This window comes from Gaoshiqia sp. US2, assembly GCF_059705485.1.
Genome location: NZ_AP048550.1, coordinates 5212643 through 5237445, shown reverse-complemented (window position 1 = coordinate 5237445; position 24803 = coordinate 5212643). Strand labels below are relative to the sequence as shown.

The following is a 24803-nucleotide window of genomic DNA, read 5'->3' as shown; positions in this document are numbered from 1 at the left end:
AAATGAAAAAGATTCTCAACCTCATGGTGTTCGCATTCATGGTTTTCTCGTGTGCCGAAACCGGCAGTGACCGGATGAACTATGACCTGGCCGGCGTTGAAAAAGAAATTGTCCCCCAAACCAATCAGTCGCGGGAGGCACCGGCTGTTGACGAACTTGAAAAAACGGAAGTTGATAAAAAAAAGATCATCAAAGACGGCCGCCTGGGCTTGAGGGTGAATGAACTTGAAAGGTCGAAATCGCGGATCGACAGCCTGGTGAAAATGCACGGTGGCTATTATGCCAACGAAAGTTTTAATAATACCGACTACGAATCGTCGTACAACTTAAACGTCAGGATTCCCTGCAATCAGTTCGAAAACTTTATTGTGCAGGTAGAAGCGGGCAGTGGCGAAATCCTGTATAAAGAAATTGATGCCCGCGACGTCACCGACCAATTTATGGATCAAATGAACTTTGTAGGGGGAATGTAAAAAATTATAATCTTTGTTCTGCACCAAATATTAACCAATGGCAGAACAAGAATCACGATATCGGGAGTTAATCCGGTTACTATTACCAGAAGAGTTATTCGATATAGAAACGCGGCTTGCAAATAAACGGAGTTATCTGGTCCGTTACCAGGATCTTTTAAAACAGGCAAAGACCGTGAAAAAAATTCTGGAGATTGAAGAAAAAATACGCGGTCTGGAAGAAGAAATTGAAAGCGCCACCGGCCGGCTAACCTACCTGGCCGATTTGGTTGATTACAGTACCCTTAATTTATGGATATCGAAACAGAAAGATTTTAAGTATAATCCGGCCAAACGGGGAAAATTTACCGAACGCTTAAAGCAGTCTCTTTCGCGGGGCTGGTTCGGATTTGTTGATTTTGTTCTCTTCATGATTAAAATCTGGCCATTCTGGTTAATCGTATCTCTGATCCTGTATTTGTTGAAGAAGTATAAAAAGAAGCGGAAAAACCGGAACTAATCCCGGACTCACGGTTTCACCTCACAGGCGTTCGCGATCTTTAAGGTGAATACCGAAGGATATTGCTGCATCAACTGCTTCATGGCCTGGTGGAGCAGTTCCATAACCGGCTCGTATTCGCCGGCAATCAGCGAACTCATGGCTCCTGTTGTTACCGAAATTCCGGGCTGGTCTTTCAGTAAATCCAACAGTTCCAGGACGGCCTGTTCATATTCGTTGAGGAGCGGATAATAGCTTATTTCGACGGTAATGTACATCAGTTCGTTTTTTGGACGGCGGCGGCCATAAATACAGCCGGCGCTGTTTGTTTATCTTCGGTTTGATCAAGGATTTGAAAGTCGGAGGACAGGTGAACACATTCCGCGATTTCCGGCTGGCCAATTTTTAGCAAATGATTGCAGAGTTGTTCACGGGTCATAAAATCCCCGTGCCGGAATACCGGATACTGCTCCCTGATTTTTCCTAAAGTTGAGTCGGCGTTCAGACAACCGGCAATCAGCCAGCCGCCGGGTTTTAACACCCGTTTCATTTCGGCAAATGCCTGTTTGATATCACCGCAAAATTCCAGCGCCGTAATCACGGCCACCTGGTCGAACGTATGGTTGGCGAAGGGCAGTCGGCAAACATCGGCAGTCATCCATTGCACTTGGGGCAGCGCCCTTTCCCGGGCAAGAGTCAGCATGGCTTCGGCCACATCGGTTGCTGTGATGTGGAATCCCAGCTCGCTGAAAAATTCAGTCCAGTGGCCGGTGCCGCATCCAATTTCGAGCATTTTGCCCGGGCTTACCGGCGTCAGCAGGTTCAGAACAGCCTGCTTTTCCAGTTCGTCAACCAGGCGTCCCTGCTCCGATTGATAATAGGCGTCGTACTCCCGGGCAATTTTCGTTTGGGCAAAAATGTTCATGAAAGCGTTTTTGCAACTATTCTTCAATTCCAAGAATGGCCGATGTTTCGTGCGATTGACCAGGCGCCAGACGAGCGGGCGTATTGAATGCATTGACGGCTTCCACGCAAACAAAAGTTTCGTAGGCATCGGCTGGCAGGTCGGCAATGGTGGCGCAGGCTTCTTTCCCGGGATTCCAGACGGTTGTCACCCGGCTGCCTGTTTTTTCGACCCGGATGCGGCGGCGGAAAACGGGATCGGCGATCACTACGGCAGCTTCCGTGTCGAGGTAGTGGCGCGTAAGCGCTTCGCTGATCTTCAGTACCGCCTCTTCCTGTACTTCATTTCCCGGATTGAGCTGGTTATAATAAGTGGTTCCCTGAAGTCCTTCGATACCGATGTTTTCGATGCGCGACAGGAAGAAGTACGAGTGCAGTGCGCTGCTGTATTCAAACGGATCGGTTGAGGTGTTGGTCACGTTTAAGCTCACGGTCAGCCTGGCGCCTACCGTTATGTCGAGCTCTGCCACGAAATCGAAAGGCCAGTAAGCCCGGGTCTCTTCCGACGAAGTCAGTTGCAGCCTGATTTGTGTTTCGCCGGTGGGTGTGGCAGCTGTTTCCAGTACCTCCCAGTACATCAGCCGGGCAAAGCCGTGCTGTGGTTTTTGCGCGTCGGTTTTGTGCGGGCCAAACCAGGGAAAACATACGGGAATGCCGCCGCGAATTGGTTTGCCAACTTCAAAAAAACTGTCAGGGCTCATCCAGAGGATGTCCATGGTTTTGTGCGGACGAAAACGGGTTACATGGGCGCCGTACAAACAAATATCGGCCTCGGCATATTTATTGGAAACGGTGAGGTAAACCAGATCGTTTTCCAATTCGGCAAAGCCTAACTCGCCTTCAATACTAAATTTCTCTTCCAGGGTTTCAAGATCAATCATGTTGTCTTTTTTAATAGATATCATTAAACTTTATTTTTACGATTTCCTTCACTTCATTCATGTCTGCCGGGTGTCCCAGTTCGCGTTCGATTGAAGTGACGCCGTAAGAGAGAAAACCGCAGGGGTTAATGTAGTTGAAGTAGCGTAAATCGGTGTTGACATTCAACGCAAAGCCGTGCATGGTGACGTAGCGGCTGACACGCACGCCGATGGCGCAAATTTTACGCGCTTTGGCCGGGATGCCGGCATCGAGCCAAACACCCGTAGCGCCTTCCTTGCGTCCTCCGGTCAATCCGTAATGGGCCAGGGTGGCCACGATGGCGTCTTCCATCTTTTCGATGTATTCGCGTACACCGATTTTGTAATATTCCAGGTCGATAATCGGGTAGCCTACCAGTTGACCGGGACCATGATACGTAATGTCGCCTCCCCGGTTGATTTTGTAGAAGGTGGCGTCAATCTTTTTAAGAAAGTCGCCGTGAACCAGCAGGTTGTGCTCGTCGCCGCTTTTCCCCAGCGTGTACACATGCGGATGCTCAACCAGTAAAAACCGGTTAAGTTCGCTTGGAGCGCCCGTGGCTTTTTTATCTGCCTGCACCATTTCCAGTATTTCTTCCTGGTAGTCCCAGCAGGCTTTATAGTCTTTCAGACCGACATCTTCGTATTTAAAATTTGCCATATTTCCAGTTTTCAGTTTCCAGTTTTTCGGGTTTGGTTTTTTTCCGGTCAGGCCCCGGCATGTAGCTCTGCCCGGTACGACGAACGGACCAGCGGGCTGCTTTCCACAAATGAAAAACCCTTTTCGAGGCCGATTGTTCGGTATGTTTCAAATTGTTCGGGACTGATATATTCTTTTACCGGAATATGCGATATCGTTGGCGCCAGGTATTGTCCAATGGTGATTACCCGGCAGCCGGCTGACAGCAGGTCGTCCATGGTTTGCATGATTTCTGCTTCGGTTTCGCCCAGCCCCAGCATGATGCCCGATTTGGGAACCAAACCGGTTTTTGCGATGACGGAAATTACCTCCAGACTGCGGTGGTATTTGGCCGAGCTGCGTATTTGCGGGCTTAGTCGTTCCACGGTTTCCAGGTTATGCGAAATCACTTCGGGACGGGCCTTGGCCACCTGCTCAATCAGCTCCGGCTTTCCCTGAAAATCAGGGATCAGCACTTCCAGCCGGGTATCCGGATTAAGTTGTTTCACTTCGCGGATGGTTTCGGCCCAGAAAGCGGCGCCCAGATCGGGCAGGTCGTCGCGATCTACCGAGGTGATGACAGCATGTTTCAATTGCATCAGCCGGATGGATTCGGCAACACGCCGAGGTTCCCGCGGGTCGGGTGGCAGCGGTTTGCCCGTTTTCACGCCGCAAAATTTACAATTGCGTGTACAAATTTCACCTAAAATCATAAAGGTGGCTGTGCCTCGGTTCCAGCATTCTCCAATGTTGGGACAGTTTCCGCTGGTACAAATGGTGTGCAGTCCGTGCTTGTTCACCAGATTTTTTACCCTGGAATAACTTTCTCCTTTGGGCATTTTCATTTTCATCCAACGTGGCAGGCGTGGCTTTGGCTGCAATTCGTCGTTCATGATTTTTTGGAAAATTTTCACCAAAAATAAGGTATTTATTTGGAAGACTTTATTAACAAAGCTCATGAGGGATTGTTATTTTTGCAGATCATGATAGCAAAAACAAAAAGATGGCTAATGCTTTGGGGAATTCTCGGATGTCTGGGTTTTTCGTTTTTCGCTTTGGGGCAGCAACAAATGCCCGATGCCAATAAACTGCAATTGGCGAACCGGTATTACCAGTCGCGGGATTTTGACAAGGCAGCCCTGCTGTACCGGGAACTTTACGAAACCACCGGCAGTAATTACTATTTCGAAGTATACCTGACTTGTTTGATTGAAAATGCCGATTTTGATACCGCCGAAAAGGAAATAAAACGGGAACTGCGACGTACCAACAACGACCCCGTTTTATATGTGCAATGGGCCTACTTGTTAAAAAAACAAAACCGTAACGACGAGGCTGAATCCATGCTCAGGCAGGCTGTGGAATTGGTACGGAACAACAAACCTGATTTTGTGAGGTTAGGGAATACCCTTATTAACCGCGGCGAGTATGAGTATGCTGCGTTGTTGTACCGCGAAGGCCGCCGGAAAGTACCCGGCGAAAATTTTCATTACGAATTGGGACGGGTTTACCTGTTCCAGCGCGACTATGATGCCATGTTTGATGAATTCCTCTTATTGATGCGGGAAGATGAAACGTCGCTTAGCCAGGTTGAAAGCGCGTTTCAGTCGGCGCTTCGCATGGATGTTGACCAGTCGCTGCATGAGCAGTTCCGGGTTCGCGTACTCAAAAGTATTCAGCAAGATCCGGATGTGTTGGTTTATAATCGTTTGCTGATCTGGATTTTCATGCAGGAAAAGAATTTTGCAGCCGCGCTGAGGCAGCAAATTGCCCTCGACCGCCGGACCGGGGACGAAGATCGCGAGATTATTGAACTGGCGCGTATTGCAGGGCGGAACAATGAGTATGGCGAAGCGTTAAAAGCGTACGATTATATGCTTAAAAAGGGTCGTTCGGGAGCCTATTATAAAAATGTTTTGCTGGAACAAATGCAGTTAATCTATTTGCAGTTTGTTGAAAATCCTCTTAAAAATCAGATGCCGGAGACAATTGCCCGCCGGTTTGACGAAACCTTTCAGGAACTTGGTTATTTCCCCGAAACGTACAGCCTGATCCTGGATTATGCCCACTTACTGACCTTTTACATGCGGCAACCCGAAAAGGCGATCCGGTTGCTCGAGGACGGGATGGCCATTCCGAATCTTTCACGGGTACAGCAGGATGAACTGAAGACAGAACTGGCCGATGTGCAGGTGTATAAAGGAGATGTGTGGGAGGCAGTTTTGCTGTACTCGCAGGTGATTGAACGAAACAAAACAAATGACCTGGGTGATGAAGCCAAACTGAAAAAAGCGAAACTGGCTTACTACATAGGCGATCTGAAATGGGCGAAGGCTCAACTGGACGTCATAAAAGCCAGCACATCGAAACTGGTGGCCAATGACGCGCTTGAACTGTCGCTTTTCATCGGAAACAATATGAACTTGGATACTACGCAGGTGCCCCTTCAGCTTTTTGCCCGGGCTGATTTGCTCAGCTTTCGGAACGAAATCCGGGACGCCTGGACTTTGCTCGATTCTATTGGAAAAACTTATCCCTACCATTCGCTGATTGACGATATTTATTACCGGAAAGCCAATTTGTCGGTCGCCGCCGGCGATTATCAGCAGGCTGCAGGTTTCCTGGAGCAAATAGTAACCGCATACCCCTATGATTTATTGGGCGATGATGCCATGTTTCAGTTAGCCGGAATTTACGGGCAGCGCCTTAACCGGAAAGAAGAGGCGATGGCGCTTTATCAAAAATTACTGGTGCAATATCCCGGAAGCGTTTACGGGAGTGAAGCGCGAAGGACCTTCAGGGAATTGCGCGGCGATTTTGGCGACGGACAACATGCTGAACCCGGGTTCGAAAAGGATATGAATTAAATGAAGAATCAAAAAACAGCCATCTCGCTGGCTTTGCTCGCGGTATTATTGTGGTCGACGGTGGCAACCAGTTTCAAAATTGCCTTGGAGGGATTAAATCCTTTTCAGTTAATCGTGATTTCATCGCTGGTATCGCTGCTGTTCTTTTTTCTGGTACTGATGATCCGGGGAAAGCTGAAACCGCTGTTTTTAATGAAGGGAAACCAGTTGTTGCAATCGGCCATGCAGGGATTTCTAAATCCTTTTTTATACTATCTCATTCTTTTTAAGGCATATTCGCTGAACCCGGCACAGGTAACCCAGGCTTTGAATATGATTTGGCCGATTACGCTGGCCGTTTTGTCGGTTCCGCTGCTGGGGCAAAAAATTACATGGCGAAACCTCTGGGCGATTTTGCTTAGTTTTGCCGGCGTGGTATTTATCTCGTCTCAGGGAAGCGTCGAAGGCTTTGCCCGGACCAATACCACCGGGGCCTTACTGGCTCTTTCGAGCAGTATCATCTGGTCGCTTTACTGGATTTTAAGTGCCAAAGACAAACGCGACAAGTTGTTCGTGTTGTTCTGGAATTTCGTTTTTGGTATCGTCTGGTTGCTTATTTACAGCTTGTTTGATGCCGAAGCGACCTTCGTTTTTACGTTTGACAAGTCGGCGGCTGCGGCGGTGTATGTAGGCCTGTTTGAGCTTGGCATTACCTACATCGTGTGGGTAAACGCTCTTCATAAAAGTGAAAACAACGCGGTTACCGGGAACTTTATCTTTTTAACGCCCTTTTTGTCACTGATATTCATCCGCTTCATTTTACACGAAACCATTTACCTGACCACGTTTATTGGATTAAGTTTTATACTTTTAGGGATCTTTATGCAGCAAATAAAGCGACGAAACCCAAAAGACGGGACTTTATGATAAGGGAATTTTCTTTTTTTGTTCTGCATCTTTTAGCTTAAATACGAAACGGCTGTTATGGCATTGGAAGGCAAACGAATACTGGGAATTGACCCCGGAACCGTAGTGATGGGCTACGGTTTGATCGAGATTGAAGGAAACAAACCCAAAATCCTCCAGGTGGGGGTGGTGAAAACAGCCGGTTTTAATAATCATTATTTGCGGCTGAAGCATATTTTTAACCGGACCCAGGCTTTGATTGACGAGTATTTGCCGGATGAACTGGCCATCGAATCACCGTTCTACGGGAAAGATATTCAGGCCATGCTCAAGCTTGGGCGCGCCCAGGGCATTGTGATGGGCCTGGCCCTGCACCGCGATATTCCCGTGTTCGAATATGCCCCGCTGAAGGTGAAACAATCGATTACCGGTATGGGGAGGGCCGCCAAAGAACAGGTGGCCTATTTTCTGAAAAACATGCTGAAAGTGGACGATTTACCACCCGAGTTGGATGCAACCGATGCGGTGGCTGTGGCAGTTTGTCATTATCTGCAAATGAAAAATCCGGTGGGGAAGGGCGAATTCAGGAACTGGAGCGACTTTGTGAAAAAAAATCCCGGCAGGGTGAGGTGAAGAAGATGGGAGAGGGGAGCTATTGGTACAAATAAAAAACCACCAGCAGAAGCTGATGGTTAAATCATATTACAGGATCATTTCTTTTGAAATACGGCTTGTAATTTCGGCAAACTCTTCCTGCGAGAACTTCAGCTTGTGGAAGAAGTTCAGCAGATCGGCCTCCGTTTGCATGGGCACCAGGTGAATGTGCGCATGAGGCACTTCAAGCCCTAAAACCAATACCCCAACTTTTTGACAGGGAATGGCTTTTTTTAGTCCTTCGGCAACCTTTTTGGCAAATTGTTGAAGGCCCAGATAGGTTTCATCATCCAGGTCAAACAGGTAATCCACTTCTTTTTTAGGGATCACCAGGGTATGGCCTTTCGCTACCGGAAAAATATCCAGGAAAGCCAGAAAATTCTCATCTTCGGCAACTTTGTAGGCCGGAATTTCGCCTCTGACGATTCTCGTAAAAATACTTGCCATGATGTTACAGGGAAATATCAATGATTTCAAAAGGAATAATTCCCGAGGGAACTTTGATTTCCACCACGTCGCCCACTTTTTTGCCAATCAATCCTTTGGCAATTGGGGTCTCAATTGAGATCTTACCTGATTTTAAATCGGCTTCATGCTCCGAAACAATGGTGTATTTCATTGTTGTGTTGTTGTTTTTGTTTTTGATGGTCACTTTGTTCATGATCTGAACACTGGAGGTGTCGATCTTCGACTCATCAATAATCCGGGCATTGGCAATTTTCCCGCGAAGTACAGCAATTTTTGCTTCCAGCATGCCTTGTGCATCTTTGGCCGCATCATACTCTGCATTTTCCGAGATATCACCTTTTTCAATGGCTTCGCCAATTTGTTTGGAAATTGCCGGGCGTTCCACGTTCATCAGGTAGTTTAATTCTTCTTTCAGTTTATTAAAACCTTCCTGAGTAATATAGGTAACCTTTCCCATTTTGTATAAACAGTTTTAATTGTGTGTGACTACATAAAATAAAAAAGAATTCCGGCGAGCGGAACTCTTTAGTTTCACAAATCTATATAAAATATTTGATTTTTACGAATGGCATGTTTTAAAATAGCATTTAAACAATTGCTAACTAAATCGTTCTGATCGTTCTTTGAGAAGAGCCTGTTGTGTGTTGGCCGGAAAAGGGTTTGTGCCTATCAACAACAGCAGTTTCTTTTATTTTAAGGGTATGGGCAGCTAATATTTCCGGTTCAGTATTTCAGAGTAAATGACTGCTTTTTTAAGCGAAAATTCTGCTGCGATCTTATTTCTAATCGGGTGTTTCTTCATTTGGGCCGATTTAACTGCCGGTTTTTTCTTCTCCGGTTTGGCGATCGTTGGCCTGGTCTTCGTTTTTGATTCAACAGGCGCCTGGAACACAACCGGAGGAGGAGGTGCAGGCATTTCAACCGGTTTGCTCACGAGAACGGAATCGTTGAAAAAATCATCCTCGAAAAGAGCATCGAAAACCGACGGATGTTCGGGTTCATTTGTCTCAGCTTTCTGCATTTCCAATTCTGCCGTACGTTTCTTTTTCCCCTGACTAATGGCGCCAACGACTGAAAGAATGATCGCTATGATGATAAAAATATAATCTTCCATTTTTGTACTTTTGACAGACCGGGATAAAATAAATTTCCCCGATTCGGGTTTAGTGTGATAAAGGTATAAAAAATGAATGGTTTAAAACAGATTTCACGGCGCTTAAGTTTTATTTTGGGTGTTGTCCTGTTGTCGACATTCTCCTGTAAGGATTCGTTTGACTCGTCTATTCCGTATGTCCGGGTAAATTTTTCAATCAACCTGGTCAATAATAACGATTTGACAATCCCGGGAAACCCGGTTTATTTCCCGGCTGGTTACGGAGGGGTGATTGTGATGAATATTGCAACGGGTTACGTTGCTTACGATGCCGCCTGCCCCTACGAAGTTGACCCGACTGTCCGGGTTGAGCCTGATGCTTCGGGACGCGCCGTTTGTCCTTCGTGCGAAAGCCAGTTTAATTTGTGGCTGGGAGGATCGAAAGAAGGATCAGGACCGGCAAAAGAACCCCTGAAACCCTATAATGTCAGCCAGTCGGGGAATATGTTGATTGTTACCAATTAAGAAATCGGCTCCTCCTCAATCAGAGCAACTGGTAAAGCCGGTCGCGCGTTAACTCGATCAGAAATATGCGGTCGAAGCCTGAGTTGAGCTGTAACTGATCCAGCTTATTTTCAATCCTGAAATTCAGGTTGGGAGTTAAGGCTTCCAGGTGGATGAGCAGCCAAAGTTGCCAGAGTTTCTTTTTTTTGTAGAGGTATAATTTTTCTTCCTTCGACAGAATGGTGTTGCGGATGTGGAATAAGGCATTTCCGGGTTCGATGAGCCGTCCGGTGTGGTTGTGGAAATCCTGCCCCTTCAGTTCAGTCAACTCAATGCCAATGGCTTTTCGGGGCTTTAACTTCAGGAGAAAATCAGGAGATTCTCCGGGTACAATCTTCCCGGTAGGGAAATCATCCATCAGTCTCATAAAGGTATTCAGGATGGCCTGTTCGTTTATTTTTTTATCCTGCATGGGCCTGAAGTTAATAAAAAAAGCAGCTGATGGGCTGCTTTTTTCGCGATTTTTAATATCGGTAATGTTCCGGTTTGTAAGGTCCTTCCTGCGGAACACCAAGGTAATCGGCTTGTTCTTTGGTGAGACGGGTCAGTTTCACCCCCAGTTGTTCGAGGTGTAAGCGGGCCACTTCTTCGTCCAGTTGTTTTGGCAAACGGTAAACATCCACCGCATAATTGTTTTTCCAAAGTTCAATCTGGGCAAGCGTCTGGTTGGTAAATGAGTTGCTCATGACAAAGGAGGGGTGGCCGGTGGCGCATCCCAAATTCACCAGTCGTCCTTCGGCCAATAAGAAAATGGCGTGTCCGTCTGCATAAATATACTTATCGACCTGGGGTTTGATGTTGATTTTTTGAATTCCCGGCCAGCGTTCGAGGCGGGCAACCTGGATTTCATTGTCAAAATGGCCGATATTGCATACAATAGCCTGGTCTTTCATGGCTGCCATGTGTTCTGCGGTGATAATGTCTTTGTTCCCGGTGGTGGTTACATAAATGTTGCCTTCAGCAAGGGCGTCTTCCAGTGTTTTTACTTCAAAACCTTCCATCGCGGCCTGTAAAGCACAAATCGGGTCAATTTCGGTGACAATGACCCGCGCCCCGTAGCCGCGCATGGAGCGGGCACAGCCTTTTCCTACGTCGCCGTAACCTGCAACCACCACCACTTTCCCGGCGATCATCACATCGGTTGCCCGTTTAATCCCGTCGGCAAGCGATTCGCGGCAGCCGTACAGGTTATCGAACTTCGATTTGGTCACCGAGTCGTTTACATTGATGGCCGGGAAAAACAGTTTGCCATTCTCCATCATTTGGTAGAGACGGTGAACGCCGGTCGTAGTTTCTTCGCTCACACCTTTAATTTCGGGAACCGCTTTGGTCCAGCGTTGCGGCGTTTCGGCCAGAATTTTTTTCAGAGCCTTATTCAGCTCAATTTCATCAATGCCTTCAGCAGGCAAATCCAGGACGGCTGCGTCTTTCTCTGCAGCAAAACCGCGGTGGATCATCATCGTGGCATCGCCGCCATCGTCAACAATCAGCGTCGGTCCCAAACCGTTGCCAAAATTAAGCGCTTTTTCGGTGCACCACCAGTATTCTTCCAGGGTTTCGCCTTTCCAGGCAAATACCGGAATCCCGGCAGCAGCAATAGCCGCCGCCGCGTGATCCTGCGTGCTGAAAATATTACAGCTTGCCCAACGCACTTCGGCGCCCAGTTCAACCAATGTTTCAATCAAAACGGCAGTTTGGATGGTCATATGAAGCGATCCCATAATCCGGGTGCCTTTTAGTGGCTTCTCTGCAGCATATTTTTTACGGATCGACATCAATCCGGGCATTTCTTTTTCGGCAATTTCAATTTCTTTTCTTCCAAAGTCGGCCAGGGATATGTCGGCAACTTTGTAGTCAATTTCTTTTTCTGTCATGATTGTCATTTTCACTTCTGTTTTTTTGAGTGGAGCAAAGATAGCGATTCTCCCTAAATTATTATTTTATTGTACTCCCGGCTGTCATCTTTTTGGATTTTCAGGCTTGATCATTAGCCGGTTAAGCCATCAAACCAAGGGCTGATTAAGGTATTTTTCCAGGATGCCTTGTACTGATTTTTTATCTTTTTCAAGTTGCAGTTTCAATTCTTCAACGGAAGCAAATTTTTGTTCTTCGCGTACTTTCTGAATAAATTCAAGCTCAATTTGTTTTTTGTAAAGATTACCGTCAAAATCCAGGATATGTACCTCGATGCTTCGTGAGTCTGCATTTTTATTCACCGTAGGGCGGGTGCCGATGTTCAGCATGCCCCTAAATTTTTGGGCGCCCACATTTACAAAAACAGCGTAAACGCCGTAACCCGGAATAATTTTGTTCGGATCGGAAGCCTCGATGTTGGCTGTGGGGAACTGAAGTTTCCGGCCCAGTTTCTGTCCTTCAACCACGGTGCCATGCAGTGTAAACGGGTAGCCGAGGTATTTGTTTGCCTTGCTGATGTTGCCTTCTTGAAGGGCATCCCTGATTTTTGTCGAGCTGATGTTGATATCGTCCATCAATAACACATCCAGCTTTTCGACCTGGAAGTTGAAAACCAGCGAAAGGTTTTTAAGCATTTCGAAACCGCCTTCCCGGTTCTTCCCGAATTTATGGTCGTAACCTACCACCAGACTTTTGATTTTGAGTTTTTTCACTAAAATTTCACGTACAAAATCGGTGTAGCTCAATTCTGAGAATTCTTTGGTGAACGGAAAAATGATCAGGTGTTCGATGCCGGCTTTTTCGAACAGGCGGCTTTTTTCATCCAGTGTCGTCAGTAAACGGAGGTTGCCTTCGTCGGGGAACAACACCAGGCGCGGATGCGGGTAAAAGGTAAATATCACCGATTCGCCCTTGTTTTGGCAGGCGATTTCTTTTAACCGTTCAATGATTTTAAAATGCCCGAGATGAACCCCATCGAAGGAGCCGATGGTGAGCACTGGGTTTTGAACACGGAAATCATCAGTATCATGGTAGATTTTCATTCTTCCTGCGATTTTGGAGTGCCAAAAATACGATTTTTTAAGGCTTTGACAGTATACATAACAAATAAAACAAAATCGTGCTTTAAAAGATTAAGCGAAGTCATCCGAATGCAGTGTAAATTATCTATTTTTACCCCTCGGTTCTAAAAATAAAATTCTGAATTGTGAGAAAGTTTATTGTATATCTGCTTGTACTGGCAACAATTGCGGTTGCCTGTAATGATTCTTCCAGGTTTCGGATTCATGGCCGGATCACCAACGCTGAGAAGAGGTATATTTATCTTGACGAGTTAAAAATTACTTCCACGGCAACAATCGATTCGGTTTTACTGGGAAAGGACGGAAAATTTGAGTTTAAAGGAAACGTCAATTATCCGACTTATTTTTTACTCAGGCTGAGTGAGAAAAACTTCATCACCCTGCTTGTCGACTCGGCCGAACAGATTGAGGTGAAAGGCGATGCTGCCAATTTTTCGCGGGAATACCAGGTTGAAGGATCGGAAGGTTCGGCCTTGGTGAAGGAGTTGACCAATCATTTAAGCCGGACAAAACACCGGCTGGATTCTATTCGTTCGTTGCAAATATCCTTCCGGAATGACCCGGATTATGCTTCAAAGAGGCAAAAATGGGATGAAGAATACAAAAAGGTACGCGAAGCACAGATTGCATACTCGCAGGATTTTGTTAAAACCCATCCGTTTTCCATGGCCAATGTACTGGCGCTTTATCAGAAATTCGACGACGACACTTACGTCATCCAGGATTTGCAGTCGCTGAAAGTGGCTGCTTCGGCCCTGAATTCGTTTTTCCCGGAATCGGAACACGTGAAAGCGCTGTACGCCAACACGCTTAAGTTAATGCAGGATGAACGTAACGAAAGAGTCAGGAGATTCATACAGGAAGCCGGCGATAACAGTCCGGATATTGTATTGCCCAACCCCGGCGGGAACGAAATTGCCCTTTCTTCGTTGCGGGGGAAATACGTGTTGCTGCACTTCTGGTCGGCAGCCGAACGCGGTTCCCGGATTATGAACCCCGTGCTGGTTGAATTGTATAATAAATATCGGTCCAAAGGATTTGAAATTTACCAGGTCAGCATTGATGAAAACCGCTATGAATGGCTGGATGCCATCGACCAGGATGGGTTGAAATGGACCAACGTGGGCGACATGGCGGGTAGCGCAAGCGCTGTTATTGCCTACAACATCAAGTCGGTCCCGTTCAATTATTTACTTGACCGGGAAGGCGCAATTGTTGCCAAAGATCTGAAAGGAGCCGGTTTAGATCGGATATTGGGCGAATTGTTGAAATAGATGATTTTAATAATGCAATTGTTTGCAACAAAAGTTGAACAGAGAAAATCATTTTAATGGTATCTTTGTCAGCAAATTTGTAGTTCCGGAATCACAAACTTTGGCCAGTCAGAAAAATAAAATATACTTCATTTCCGATGTTCATTTGGGAGCGCCGGCTTTGACAAATAATCACGAACGGGAAAAGCTGTTCGTCAGTTGGTTGGATGAAATCAGGAAAGACGCGTCCGTCCTTTTTTTGATGGGTGATATCTTTGATTACTGGTTTGAGTACAAAAAAGTTGTGCCACGCGGATTTACCCGTGCATTGGGGAAAATTGCAGAAATAGCCGATTCGGGGATTCCGGTTCATTTTTTCACCGGCAACCACGATATCTGGGTTTTCGATTACCTGCCAACCGAATTGGGTGTGCAAGTACACTACCATGAAATGCGGGTTACTTTTTCCGGGAAGAAATTTTTCATGGCTCACGGCGATGGGCTCGATCCCTATGATACCGGTTATCATTTTTTGAAGAAAATATTTACAAACCGATTTTTTCAATGGACCTTCTCCCATATTCATCCAAATTTGGGGATTGCCATCGCGCATGCCTGGTCGAAGAAAAGCCGGTTGACCAAAGGAATGGGTGAACCGTTTAAAGGAGAAGAAAAAGAGGGGCTGTTTGTTTTTGCCAAATCGGTACTCGAACAGGAAGAGGTTGACTACTTTATTTTCGGCCACCGCCATTTATTGCTCGATTTGCCCGTCGGGAAACACTCGCGTTATATCAATCTGGGAGATTGGATTCATCACTTTTCCTACGGGGTATTTGACGGAGAGAAATTTGAATTAAAAAGATACAATGGATAACAGGCTGCAAGTCTGAATAATTGAATGCTATGACGAAAAAGGTTTATACAAAAATTATTGGAACAGGGAGTTGTATTCCGCCACAGGTAATCAAAAACGAGTATTTTCTGGATTACAAATTTTACGATCCGGCCAACCGGAAACCATTTGACAAAAGCAATGAGGAAATTATTCAGAAGTTTCATGAAATTACCAACATTGAAGAACGTCGGTGGGTGGCTGATGACCAGGTGAACTCGGATATTGCAGCGATCGCTGTAAAAAATGCCTGCGAATCGGCCGGAATCGACATGGAATCGCTTGAATTTATCATCTTTGGCCACAACTTCGGTGATGTTTATCCCGGAAATACCTCGGTTGATACCCTTCCCGGCCTGGCTAACCGGGTGAAAAAGAAATTGGATATCCGGAATCCGGCCTGTATCTGTCATGATCTTATTTCAGGCTGCCCGGGATGGACACAGGGAATGATTGTCGCCGATGCTTATATCCGCAGCCAAACCTTTAAGCGAGGGGTGGTAATTGGTTCTGACACCTTATCTCGGGTTTCCGACCCGCACGACCGGGATACCATGATCTACTCCGACGGGGCGGGGGCGACAATTGTTGAAGCTGTTGAAAGCGAAACTCCCGTTGGGATTATTTCGCACAGCAGCCGTTCCGATTGTAATCCGTACGTAAATTTGCTCACCTTTGGACCATCGCTGAATCCGGACTATAACCAGAATGATATGTTTATCAAGATGGCCGGGCACAAGTTATATGTATATGCACTGAACTTTGTTCCGGGAGTGGTAAAAGACAGTATTGGAAAAGCCGGTTTACAGCTGTCTGATATTAAAAAGGTTCTGATCCATCAGGCCAATGAGAAAATGGATGAAGCGATTCTGAAAGGTGTTTTCAAGCTATATAAAGAAAAACACATTCCCGAAGGCATCATGCCGATGAGCATCAATAAACTTGGAAACTCGTCAACGGCAACTGTGCCAACCCTGCTCGACCTGATTGTGAAGGGTCAGATGGAAAATCAGGAAATCAACCCGGGAGATTACATTGTTCTCTGTTCTGTCGGCGCCGGGATGAATGTGAATTCCATTGTATATAAATGGTAAGATAAAATAAGTAAACAGGAAAAAGCTGTCCCGAATAAAGAGAGACAGCTTTTTTTATTTCAGCTAATTTTTTGCAGAGAAAACCGACAATTTCGTTTAGCGCTGGCTCCTGAATTGCGGTTTATGCCTGTTGCCGTTTCTCCTGCCAGGTGCGGAATTTGTGAATCCGTTCCTTTGTTGCGGGTTTCGGTGATTCGTCGAACTTTTTGGCATGACTTCTTCTTCATCGTCAGGAAAAGGATGGTCGGTGACAACCGGGATCTGTTGATCAATCAGCCGTTGGATGTCGCGCAGGTATGGCCGTTCTTCTACCTCGCAAAACGACAGGGCTGTGCCGCCTGCGTTGGCCCTTCCTGTTCGTCCGATCCGGTGAACATAGGTTTCGGGGATGTTGGGCAGGTCGTAATTGATTACCAGCGATAGCTGTTCCACATCAATGCCGCGGGCGGCAATATCCGTGGCAACCAAAATACTCGTTTGGCCGCTTTTGAAATCGCCTAAAGCCCGTTGCCGTGCCCCCTGCGATTTATTGCCGTGAATGGCCGCCGATGCAATCCCTGCTTTCTCCAACGATTTGACAATCTTGTCGGCTCCGTGTTTCGTACGCGAAAAAATGAGCGCCGAATCAAACTTCTCGTTCCGGATCAGATGCACCAATAGTTTTGACTTCCATTTTTTACTTACGAAGAAAATGGATTGTTCAACTTTTTCGGCAGTGGTCTGTTCCGGGTTAATCACTACTTTTTCGGGATTTCCCAAGATTTTCTGCGACAACTCGACAATGGCCGGTGGCATGGTAGCCGAAAAGAAAAGCGACTGTCGGTCCTCAGGGAGCCGCGCAATCAGTTTCTTAATGTCGTGTACAAAACCCATGTCGAGCATCCGGTCGGCTTCATCCAATACAAAGTGTTGAATATCTTTCAGGGAGATAAAACCTTGATCCATTAAATCCAGAAGCCGTCCCGGTGTGGCGATCAGGATGTCGACGCCGCGACGGAGGGCCTGCGTTTGGGCTTCCTGTTTTACCCCGCCAAAAATCACGGTATTGTTCAGGTCGGTATATTTTCCGTAAGTTGAAAAACTTTCGGCAATTTGTATCGCCAGTTCCCGGGTAGGGGTAACTACCAAAGCCCTTATTTTGCGAGGTTTTTTGATCTGCGGCCTGTTAAAATAAAGGCTTTGCAGGATGGGAATCGCAAAAGCGGCGGTTTTTCCCGTGCCTGTTTGGGCTGAGCCGAGCAGATCTTTTCCGTCAAGTAAAATTGGGATCGATTGTTCCTGTATCGGGGTTGGGTTGGTGTAGCCTTCGTCTGCGAGAGCTTTCAGTATGGAATCTGTAATTCCTAATTCTTTAAAAGTCATGTAATAATTTAAGGAGGCAAAGATAGCTGAATTGTTCGGATATTCCTTGCATTAAGTCCGAATGGGCTTTTTTCGCCGGTAAATTTCTGCGATTTGGATCGAATTCACAGCTGTCTTTGTTTGTGTTTTGTAAATCGAAATGAGATTAAATAACTACAAATAAGATAGTTGTATTTTTAATCCTTCATCTTTCCCGTATCGTTTTCTTTTGTTTAGCGCTTTGTTAAAAGATTAATAAACGAACGGTTTTTTTGTATAACCGGCCCGGATGCGCGATTTGACATTTCCACAACCAGCTTACCAGTTGATTGGTTTCAGGCCGTGATGTGCCAGAAACGCGTTGGTTCGGCTGAAATGTTTGTTGCCAAAAAAACCGCGACTGGCCGATAGGGGAGACGGGTGCACCGAAGTCAGCACCAGGTGTTTGGTTTGGTCGACAAATTCGCCCTTTCTGATGGCGTAGGAGCCCCACAAAATAAACACCACGTGTTCTTTTTCCTCATTGATTTTATGAATGACGGCATCGGTGAATTCTTCCCATCCTTTTTTCTGGTGCGAGCCTGCCTGGTGGGCGCGTACCGTTAAGGTGGCATTTAGAAGTAAAACGCCTTGTTGCGCCCAGTCAGTTAAATTGCCGCTCGGCGGGATGGCTTTGCCTAGATCGGTTTGCAGTTCTTTAAAAATATTGCGCAGGCTGGGTGGAAACTCAATACCGTCGTTTACCGAAAAACACAAGCCATGTGCCTGTCCTGGCCCGTGATACGGGTCTTGCCCCAGAATGACTACCTTGAGTTGACCAAACGGACATTGGTCAAAAGCATTGAAAATGAGCCTGGCCGGAGGAAAAACCTGGTGGGTTCGGTATTCTTCGTGCACAAATTTGGTGAGGTTTTCAAAATAGGGCTTTTCAAATTCACGGTTCAGCAGTTTTTTCCAGCTGGCTTCAATTTTAACATCCATGATGCAGTTTTTTTTGATAAGCTAAAAATAGTGTTTAAGTTCCAGCTTTCAAATTCCAAATTTCAGCTTGTTTCTTTGTACTTTTAGCGTTCAAATCGTCAAAAAAATGGAATTAATTTATCTGTTTGCCGGACTGGCTGTTGGTTTTATCGTCGCTTTTCTGGTCCTTAAACTGAAATCGAAAAGTTCTGAAAATGAATTGTTGTCGGTTCGTACCGAATACGAAAAAAACAAGTCTCAGCTCGAAGAACGGGTCCGTTACTTACAGGATGATAAAGACCGGTTAACCGGTAGGTTGGAGATCGCAGAAACAACAAATGAACAACAGGCTCAGCGTTTGACCAAAGCCGAAGTGGAATTTGCCAACCTGCGCGAAAAACTGACGGTTCAAAAGCAGGAAATGGAAGAGTTGCAAAAGAAGTTTACCACCGAATTTGAAAACATTGCCCACAAAATTCTGAAGCAGAATTCTCAGGAATTTACGCAGGTCAATCAAAAAAACATCAGCGACATCCTGAACCCTTTGCGCGAAAAAATCCAGCTTTTCGAAAAGAAGGTCGAAGACACCTATGAAAAAGGCTTAAAAGATCAGACCGACCTGAAGGCGGAGTTGAAAAAACTGCACGACCTGAATATGAAGATTAGCGATGAAGCGAACAACCTGACCAAAGCGCTGAAAGGCGATGTAAAAAAGCAGGGCAACTGGGGCGAAGTCATTCTCGAACGCATCCTGGAGCGTTCGGGCCTTACCGAAGGACGTGAATACCAGAAACAGTTCAGCACGACAGGCGATGACGGCTCGCGCCTGCAACCCGATGTGGTGATCAATTTGCCCGAACAAAAGCACATTGTCGTCGACTCAAAGGTTTCGCTGGTCGCCTACGAACGCATGGTGAGCGCAACAAGCGACGACGAACGGATTAAACAGGTGAAGGAGCACCTGCAAAGCATCAAAAGCCACATTAAGCTGTTAAGCGAGAAACATTACCAGCATGCAGTTGGACTGAACAGCCCCGATTTTGTACTGCTGTTTGTGCCCATCGAGTCGTCGTTCAGCGTGGCCATTGAGGCCGACCAGGAATTATTTTCGTATGCCTGGGACAACAAGGTGGTGATCGTCAGTCCGTCCACCTTGCTGGCCACGCTGCGCACCATTGCATCCATCTGGCAACAGGAAAATCAAACCCGGAATGCTATGGAAATAGCACGTCAGGGCGGGGCGCTTTACGATAAATTTGTCGCTTTTATAGCCGATCTGGAAAAAATAGGCAGTAACCTCGATCAAACCCGTAAAAACTACGACCTGGCCATGAATAAACTGTACGACGGGCGCGGCAACTTGATCCGCTCGGCCGAAAAGCTGCGTGAGCTGGGCGCCAAAGCCAGTAAAGAACTTCCGCAAAAATACCTGGAGGAATAATCGTTGAGTTGACCTTATTCAGCTTGTTTTTTTTGAAAGAATCTCAACAAGATCATGATCAGTTTATCTGTAAAATGCTTAATTTGCATTTTATTATCATCAGTCTAACCTGATCTGCAATGAAAAAAAACCACAACTTTTCTTTCGTTAACGCTTCCTGCGTTCTTGTCTTAACAATTATTCTTATGGGTATGATTAAGCCGGCTCAATCGCAGGACGATGCCTATTGGGTGGGTTTGCCAATTAAAAACCCTGCCGCGATCGGTTCGCCAACCGATTGGTTTTATGATGGGTATTTTTTCACCAACGAGGTATCTGATTTAAAAGGGTTCAGCGCCGGGGCCGATTTTACCATCAGTCCCAAAATTGGTTCAGTTGGGTTTAATTTTGAAAAAGAAGAATATTCTTTTAATGACATGTCCTTTTGGCAGCTGAGCTATGCCTATACGGTATCTTTTCAGGAGAAGGGAAGTTTAAGTATCGGACTGGGCGCTGGCCACCTGAATTATACATATAACTCGCCAAAGTATATACCGCCTTCAGGCCCGTATGATGCCTTTGGACATTATGTTGCTGAAGCAAAGGAATGGGTTCACCTGAAATCCGGTTTGGGTTTGTTTTTCAACTCCGGCAGTTTTGATTTGGGGCTGAGCTACACCCGGTATGACGAGTTGAAAAACGAGATCAGTGATCCTGCTTTCTTTTCATTGACAGATCCGGTCGATGTGTATACCCTGCTTGGCGCTTACCGGTTTTCGGTGAGCGAAACGCTGCGAATTGAACCAAACCTGCTGGTTGATCTTGACAACGGGAATACCGATGCCTATGCCGGCATTTTCTTTAAATACCACGAGCGTTTATGGGCAGGCTACAACAGCCTTAACTTTAACGATCTGCATTCGCTTATGCTGGGCTGCGATATCAACGGAAAGTTCCGGTTAGGTTATCATTACAGTTTCTCCGGTTTGTTTGACGACGATTCCCTGAACCTGCACGAGTTTTTATTGTCTGTGCGTATCCGGTAAAGCGTTAAGGACGACGCAGAACCGGAATTTCTGATGGGCAGGCTTAGATCTTTCCCAGGTGGATCAGCGCGTCGCCCTGGTACACAATGGGGGAATGGTTTAAACCGATGATGTAGCCGCTGGCGGGTATTTTCACCGCGTGCTCGAATTGCCCGTAAGGATCGGAGATGCTGCCAATTACGTCGCCTTTCTCTACTTTGGCCCCGTCTTTTACATGAAAACGAAACATTCCGCCCTGCCGGGCGCGTATCCAGCCCGATTCGCGGATCAGTACAGACCCGTTCTGGCTGAACGGGCTGAGTTCTGCGCTGAAGTCGCGCATACCCAAATGGTGCATCACCTTCATGATCCCCACTGTTCCCCGCTGCGTGATCCGGTTGTGAATATCGAGCGACTTGCCTCCCTCGAATAAGAGCACTTTTTTGCCTAGTTGGGTAGCTGCCTCGCGGAACGATTTTTCGCGGTCGGGCGCATAAACGATAAAACGGGGATTAAAGATTCCGGCCAGTTCCAACAATTCGGGCTTGCCTTTACTGATGCGGATTTGCGAACTGTTAAAGCGGTTTGCCCCACCGGTATGAAAATCGATGCAGTAATCGGCCAGGGGCAGAATCCGGTTCATCAGGTGCCAGGCAAACAGGCTGGCCAGCGAGCCGTTTTTGTTTCCCGGAAACATTCGGTTCAGGTCTTTTCCGTCAGGAAATTCTCGGGTTTGCTTCAGAAAACCAAACACGTTGAGCGCGGGGATACAGATCACCGTTCCCCGCTCGGGTTTATTCAGCTTTTTGGCTATCAGGCTGCGAATGATCTCCACGCCGTTTATCTCGTTTCCGTGAATTCCGGCAAGAAGCAGCAAAACCGGACCATCTTGTTTGCCGCGTTCAATAATAACAGGCACCTCAATTTTGTTGTGGGTGTGCAGTCGGACGATATCCAGGCTAACCATTGTTTTTTTGCCTGGTTTTACCGGGGTTCCCAGAATGGTTAAGGGCGTGTTTGTATTCATGTTATTACACGTTTCGTTCAACGTACCGGATAATGCTGTTGGCAATATCTTTTCCGGTAGCGGCTTCAATACCTTCGAGGCCGGGCGAGGAGTTGACCTCCAGGATCAGCGGGCCATGATTGGATTGCAGCATGTCGACCCCGGCAATGCCCAATCCCATCACACGGGCAGCTTTCAGCGCGGCATTTTCTTCGTCCTCGGTTAGTTCAATCACGCTGGCAGTGCCGCCGCGATGCAGGTTGGAGCGGAACTCGCCTTTTTTTCCCTGCCGTTTCATGGCTCCAATCACCACCCCGTCAACCACAAAAGCGCGGATGTCCGATCCTTTGGCTTCGGCGATAAATTCCTGGACAATCACGCGGGCTTTCAGTCCGTTAAACGCTTCGATGACTGATTCGGCCGCGTTTTCGGTTTCGGCCAGCACCACGCCAAGTCCCTGGGTTCCCTCCAGCAATTTAATGACCACAGGGGCTCCGCCAACACTCTTTACAATGTCTTTCACATTGCGCGAGTAGTTGGTGAAGACGGTTTTGGGCAGTCCCAGTCCGGCCCGGCTGAGGATTTGCAGGCTGCGCAGCTTGTCGCGCGAGCGGACCAGCGCCTGTGATTCGATGGCTGTGAATACCTTCATCATTTCAAACTGGCGGACGACGGCCGTTCCGTAAAAGGTAACCGATGCCCCGATCCGGGGAATGACGGCATCGACATGCTCAAGCAGGTTACCCTTATAGAAGATGGCCGGCCTTTTTTTTTCGATGACCAGATCGCATTTGGAATGGTCAACGACCAGCATTTCGTGGCCTTTTTTTTCGCCTGCTTCTACCAGTCGTTTGGTTGAGTAGAGGTGTTGGTTTCTGGATAAAATGACAATTTTCACCTTGTTTTGTTTAATTGGACCTATTTTTATTTTTTAATTCAGGTATGACAACTTTTTTTCGAACGCGTTCACTTCATTTGTCCGACTTGAATCAGTTTCACCACATTTTTTGCAGACAGGTTTCGTTTCGAGCTGTCGACCAGGAACCGCGGGGAGAGAAATTTTCGTCCCAGCAAAACCGGGAACCGCATTTGTCCGCGCTCCGTTAACGTTAGCTCCAGCGGCATTTGCCGTCCGAAAAGCAGGATGGTGGTATTAATGCAAAAACGCTCTTCCAGTTGGCCGTTCGAGCTGCGTATCTTTTTTTTGGAAAAGCGGTCAAAGATAAATTCTTTATGATGATATTTTTCATGTTCGGGATCTAAAAAGAAGCAACGTAATTTATTTACCCCGTTCAGGTTGATCACCTCGATATCGTGACAATGAAAGCTAGAGGTGTAAGCCCCGGTATCCACTTTCACTTCGATATTTTCCAGCTGAAGCTCCGGAAATTCGGCAATATCCTGCCGTCCGATCAGTATTTTCGTTTTCATCTAAATCATGTCAAAAAAGAAGCGTGCAACCAGCATGTAGAGCATAAGCCCAAGGATGTCGTTGCTGGTGGTAATAAACGGGCCGGTAGCCAGGGCCGGGTCAATTTTTAGCTTATTGAGCATCAACGGGATGATGGTCCCGAACATGGAGGCGAAGATAATCACGATAAACAGGGTGCAGCTCACCGCCATAGTCAGGTTGAAATTGTCGCTGAAAAAGAAGTTATAGGCGAAGATAACGCTGGAAAAAAACAAGGCAGTGATCAGGCCGACAGCCAGTTCTTTGATCATTTTTTTTCCAAAGGAGTCGAAATCGCGCGATCCGCTGGCGATGGTTTGCACCACAATGGATGAGGACTGTACGCCCACGTTCCCGGCAGTTGCTGCAATGAGCGGTATGAAAAAGGCCATGGCCGGAATCTTGTCGAGCGTACCGGCATTGGCGCCCAGCACCCGTGCGCCCAAAATACCGCCCATGGTACCGATCAGCAGCCAGGGGATCCGTGCGCGGGTTTGTTGCCAGATCCGGTCGCCTGATTCCACATCGCCGGTGATCCCCGACACCATTTGATAGTCTTTGCCGGCTTCCTCGCGGATCACATCCACTACGTCGTCGATGGTAATGCGGCCTTTCAGCCGGCCAATGTGATCGATTACCGGCAGAACAACGAGGTCGTATTTTTCCATGATCTGAGCCACTTCTTCCTGCCGGGTGTCGGTTCTTACCGCGTGAATTTCGTCATAAACCAGGTTTTTTACCTTCGTGTGCGTGGGTTTCTGGATCAGTCGGGAAAGAGACAGAATGCCTTTCAAAATATTGTCATCATCAACAACATACACGTAATAAATCTCATCGATTTCTTCGGCCTGAATGGATATTTCCTTCAAACAAGTCTGGACGGTCCAGTTTTCGTTTACCTTCACCAACTCTTTGGCCATCAATCCCCCGGCGGTATCTTCGTCGTATTCGAGCAGGTCGGCAATGTCGCCGGCTTGTTCCTTATCTTCGATTTCGAGCAATACAGCTTCCTGGATGGATTCTTCCAAATCGCCCACAATATCCGCTGCATCATCAGAGTCCATGTGTTCGATAAACTGCCGGGCAATTACCTCGGGCGGAAGGGCCTTCAGAAACCGGCGACGGTCGACCTCGGGAATCTCGATTAACACGTCGGAAGCCAATTCCCCGTCCAGTTGCAGGTAAAGAAAGCGGGCTTCCTCCATGCTGAGCTCTTCCATGATTTCTGCAATGTCGGCCGGGTGCAGGCCGTCCAGTATCTTCAGAATTTCTTTGGCCGCTTTTTTATCGATCAGGTCTTTCAGCTTATCGATCAGCTCTCTGTTTAATTCGAACTTCATGGT

General features: G+C 46.9%; 28 protein-coding genes. 11 read left to right on the top strand and 17 right to left on the bottom strand.

The features are described 5' to 3' along the window. The first annotated feature begins 2 nt into the window (after positions 1 to 2). Together AC6H3C_RS21070 and AC6H3C_RS21065 are read left to right on the top strand one after the other, a co-directional pair. Entirely contained in the window at positions 3 to 473 is a 471-nt protein-coding gene (locus tag AC6H3C_RS21070) for a DUF4349 domain-containing protein (protein WP_497517523.1), read from the top strand. A 37-nt stretch (positions 474 to 510) separates the two neighbouring features. Next, on the top strand, positions 511 to 972 hold the full coding sequence (locus AC6H3C_RS21065) for a DUF4349 domain-containing protein (protein WP_497517522.1): 462 nt from the start codon (positions 511 to 513) through the stop codon (positions 970 to 972). Between the two features lie 8 nt (positions 973 to 980). On the opposite strand, the gene AC6H3C_RS21060 is transcribed toward AC6H3C_RS21065, so the two are convergent. Genes AC6H3C_RS21060 through lipA form a run of 5 tightly spaced genes read right to left on the bottom strand, consistent with a single transcriptional unit; the run spans position 981 to position 4385 of the window. Beyond that, positions 981 to 1229: a thiamine-binding protein gene (locus tag AC6H3C_RS21060; RefSeq protein ID WP_497517521.1), complete on the bottom strand. Its 249-nt coding sequence runs from the start codon at positions 1227 to 1229 to the stop codon at positions 981 to 983. After that, complete coding sequence (locus AC6H3C_RS21055) at positions 1229 to 1876, bottom strand: class I SAM-dependent methyltransferase (RefSeq protein WP_497517520.1); 648 nt, start codon at positions 1874 to 1876, stop codon at positions 1229 to 1231. Before AC6H3C_RS21055 ends, AC6H3C_RS21060 begins: the two co-directional genes overlap by 1 nt. A 16-nt stretch (positions 1877 to 1892) precedes the next feature. Further along, on the bottom strand, positions 1893 to 2819 hold the full coding sequence (locus tag AC6H3C_RS21050) for a D-hexose-6-phosphate mutarotase (RefSeq protein ID WP_497517519.1): 927 nt from the start codon (positions 2817 to 2819) through the stop codon (positions 1893 to 1895). Continuing rightward, on the bottom strand, positions 2806 to 3474 hold the full coding sequence (lipB, locus tag AC6H3C_RS21045) for a lipoyl(octanoyl) transferase LipB (protein ID WP_497517518.1): 669 nt from the start codon (positions 3472 to 3474) through the stop codon (positions 2806 to 2808). The genes AC6H3C_RS21050 and lipB overlap by 14 nt, the downstream gene beginning before the upstream one ends. 47 nt (positions 3475 to 3521) lie before the next feature. Further along, positions 3522 to 4385 carry a lipoyl synthase gene (lipA, locus tag AC6H3C_RS21040; RefSeq protein ID WP_497517517.1) on the bottom strand — a complete coding sequence of 288 codons (864 nt, stop codon included), beginning with the start codon at positions 4383 to 4385 and terminating at the stop codon, positions 3522 to 3524. Between the two features lie 90 nt (positions 4386 to 4475). Between lipA and AC6H3C_RS21035 the strand changes: the two genes are divergently transcribed. Genes AC6H3C_RS21035 through ruvC form a run of 3 tightly spaced genes read left to right on the top strand, consistent with a single transcriptional unit; the run spans position 4476 to position 7877 of the window. Then, a complete protein-coding gene (locus AC6H3C_RS21035) occupies positions 4476 to 6359 on the top strand; it encodes a tetratricopeptide repeat protein (RefSeq protein ID WP_497517516.1) in 1884 nt (627 codons plus the stop codon). Further along, entirely contained in the window at positions 6360 to 7265 is a 906-nt protein-coding gene (locus AC6H3C_RS21030; RefSeq protein WP_497517515.1) for a DMT family transporter, read from the top strand. It begins immediately after the preceding gene. A 57-nt stretch (positions 7266 to 7322) separates the two neighbouring features. Continuing rightward, a complete protein-coding gene (gene ruvC / locus AC6H3C_RS21025; protein WP_497517514.1) occupies positions 7323 to 7877 on the top strand; it encodes a crossover junction endodeoxyribonuclease RuvC in 555 nt (184 codons plus the stop codon). Positions 7878 to 7946: 69 nt separating this feature from the next. Here ruvC and AC6H3C_RS21020 read toward each other — a convergent pair whose 3' ends face one another. The 3 genes from AC6H3C_RS21020 to AC6H3C_RS21010 form a co-directional block, all read right to left on the bottom strand. Beyond that, positions 7947 to 8345 (bottom strand): HIT family protein, encoded by a 399-nt coding sequence (locus tag AC6H3C_RS21020; protein ID WP_497517513.1) that lies wholly within the window; start codon positions 8343 to 8345, stop codon positions 7947 to 7949. Between the two features lie 4 nt (positions 8346 to 8349). Next, positions 8350 to 8823 carry a transcription elongation factor GreA gene (greA, locus tag AC6H3C_RS21015; protein ID WP_497517512.1) on the bottom strand — a complete coding sequence of 158 codons (474 nt, stop codon included), beginning with the start codon at positions 8821 to 8823 and terminating at the stop codon, positions 8350 to 8352. Positions 8824 to 9075: 252 nt separating this feature from the next. Further along, positions 9076 to 9480 (bottom strand): hypothetical protein, encoded by a 405-nt coding sequence (locus tag AC6H3C_RS21010; protein ID WP_497517511.1) that lies wholly within the window; start codon positions 9478 to 9480, stop codon positions 9076 to 9078. Between the two features lie 72 nt (positions 9481 to 9552). Between AC6H3C_RS21010 and AC6H3C_RS21005 the strand changes: the two genes are divergently transcribed. Continuing rightward, positions 9553 to 9984, top strand: a complete 432-nt coding sequence (locus AC6H3C_RS21005; RefSeq protein WP_497517510.1) for a Rieske (2Fe-2S) protein — start codon at positions 9553 to 9555, stop codon at positions 9982 to 9984. A 19-nt stretch (positions 9985 to 10003) separates the two neighbouring features. On the opposite strand, the gene AC6H3C_RS21000 is transcribed toward AC6H3C_RS21005, so the two are convergent. The 3 genes from AC6H3C_RS21000 to AC6H3C_RS20990 form a co-directional block, all read right to left on the bottom strand. After that, positions 10004 to 10435: a hypothetical protein gene (locus AC6H3C_RS21000; RefSeq protein WP_497517509.1), complete on the bottom strand. Its 432-nt coding sequence runs from the start codon at positions 10433 to 10435 to the stop codon at positions 10004 to 10006. A 52-nt stretch (positions 10436 to 10487) separates the two neighbouring features. Next, positions 10488 to 11897: an adenosylhomocysteinase gene (gene ahcY / locus AC6H3C_RS20995; RefSeq protein WP_497517508.1), complete on the bottom strand. Its 1410-nt coding sequence runs from the start codon at positions 11895 to 11897 to the stop codon at positions 10488 to 10490. Between the two features lie 129 nt (positions 11898 to 12026). After that, positions 12027 to 12980 carry a bifunctional riboflavin kinase/FAD synthetase gene (locus AC6H3C_RS20990; RefSeq protein WP_497517507.1) on the bottom strand — a complete coding sequence of 318 codons (954 nt, stop codon included), beginning with the start codon at positions 12978 to 12980 and terminating at the stop codon, positions 12027 to 12029. A 164-nt stretch (positions 12981 to 13144) separates the two neighbouring features. On the opposite strand from AC6H3C_RS20990, the gene AC6H3C_RS20985 reads away from it, so the two are divergent. Genes AC6H3C_RS20985 through AC6H3C_RS20975 form a run of 3 tightly spaced genes read left to right on the top strand, consistent with a single transcriptional unit; the run spans position 13145 to position 16258 of the window. Beyond that, positions 13145 to 14293, top strand: coding sequence for a DUF4369 domain-containing protein (locus AC6H3C_RS20985; RefSeq protein WP_497517506.1), 1149 nt, complete (start codon positions 13145 to 13147; stop codon positions 14291 to 14293). A 34-nt stretch (positions 14294 to 14327) separates the two neighbouring features. Further along, positions 14328 to 15146, top strand: a complete 819-nt coding sequence (locus AC6H3C_RS20980) for a UDP-2,3-diacylglucosamine diphosphatase (protein WP_497517505.1) — start codon at positions 14328 to 14330, stop codon at positions 15144 to 15146. A gap of 29 nt (positions 15147 to 15175) precedes the next feature. Continuing rightward, positions 15176 to 16258, top strand: a complete 1083-nt coding sequence (locus tag AC6H3C_RS20975; RefSeq protein ID WP_497517504.1) for a 3-oxoacyl-ACP synthase III family protein — start codon at positions 15176 to 15178, stop codon at positions 16256 to 16258. 96 nt (positions 16259 to 16354) lie between these two features. Here the strand turns inward: AC6H3C_RS20975 and AC6H3C_RS20970 are convergent, their stop codons facing one another. Both AC6H3C_RS20970 and ung read right to left on the bottom strand, forming a co-directional pair. Then, positions 16355 to 17620, bottom strand: coding sequence for a DEAD/DEAH box helicase (locus AC6H3C_RS20970; protein WP_497517503.1), 1266 nt, complete (start codon positions 17618 to 17620; stop codon positions 16355 to 16357). Positions 17621 to 17917: 297 nt separating this feature from the next. Then, positions 17918 to 18580 (bottom strand): uracil-DNA glycosylase, encoded by a 663-nt coding sequence (gene ung / locus AC6H3C_RS20965; RefSeq protein ID WP_497517502.1) that lies wholly within the window; start codon positions 18578 to 18580, stop codon positions 17918 to 17920. Between the two features lie 106 nt (positions 18581 to 18686). On the opposite strand from ung, the gene AC6H3C_RS20960 reads away from it, so the two are divergent. After that, positions 18687 to 20000 carry a DNA recombination protein RmuC gene (locus AC6H3C_RS20960; protein WP_497517501.1) on the top strand — a complete coding sequence of 438 codons (1314 nt, stop codon included), beginning with the start codon at positions 18687 to 18689 and terminating at the stop codon, positions 19998 to 20000. A 185-nt stretch (positions 20001 to 20185) separates the two neighbouring features. Beyond that, positions 20186 to 21025 (top strand): type IX secretion system membrane protein PorP/SprF, encoded by an 840-nt coding sequence (locus AC6H3C_RS20955; RefSeq protein WP_497517500.1) that lies wholly within the window; start codon positions 20186 to 20188, stop codon positions 21023 to 21025. A 43-nt stretch (positions 21026 to 21068) separates the two neighbouring features. Here the strand turns inward: AC6H3C_RS20955 and AC6H3C_RS20950 are convergent, their stop codons facing one another. The 4 genes from AC6H3C_RS20950 to mgtE all read right to left on the bottom strand — a co-directional run bounded on the left by AC6H3C_RS20950 (position 21069) and on the right by mgtE (position 24800). Continuing rightward, positions 21069 to 22031 carry a succinylglutamate desuccinylase/aspartoacylase family protein gene (locus AC6H3C_RS20950; protein WP_497517499.1) on the bottom strand — a complete coding sequence of 321 codons (963 nt, stop codon included), beginning with the start codon at positions 22029 to 22031 and terminating at the stop codon, positions 21069 to 21071. 4 nt (positions 22032 to 22035) lie between these two features. Further along, positions 22036 to 22908, bottom strand: coding sequence for a 30S ribosomal protein S6--L-glutamate ligase (gene rimK, locus AC6H3C_RS20945; protein WP_497517498.1), 873 nt, complete (start codon positions 22906 to 22908; stop codon positions 22036 to 22038). Between the two features lie 68 nt (positions 22909 to 22976). Further along, complete coding sequence (locus tag AC6H3C_RS20940) at positions 22977 to 23441, bottom strand: ATP-dependent zinc protease family protein (RefSeq protein ID WP_497517497.1); 465 nt, start codon at positions 23439 to 23441, stop codon at positions 22977 to 22979. After that, complete coding sequence (mgtE, locus tag AC6H3C_RS20935) at positions 23442 to 24800, bottom strand: magnesium transporter (RefSeq protein WP_497517496.1); 1359 nt, start codon at positions 24798 to 24800, stop codon at positions 23442 to 23444. Positions 24801 to 24803: the final 3 nt, after the last annotated feature.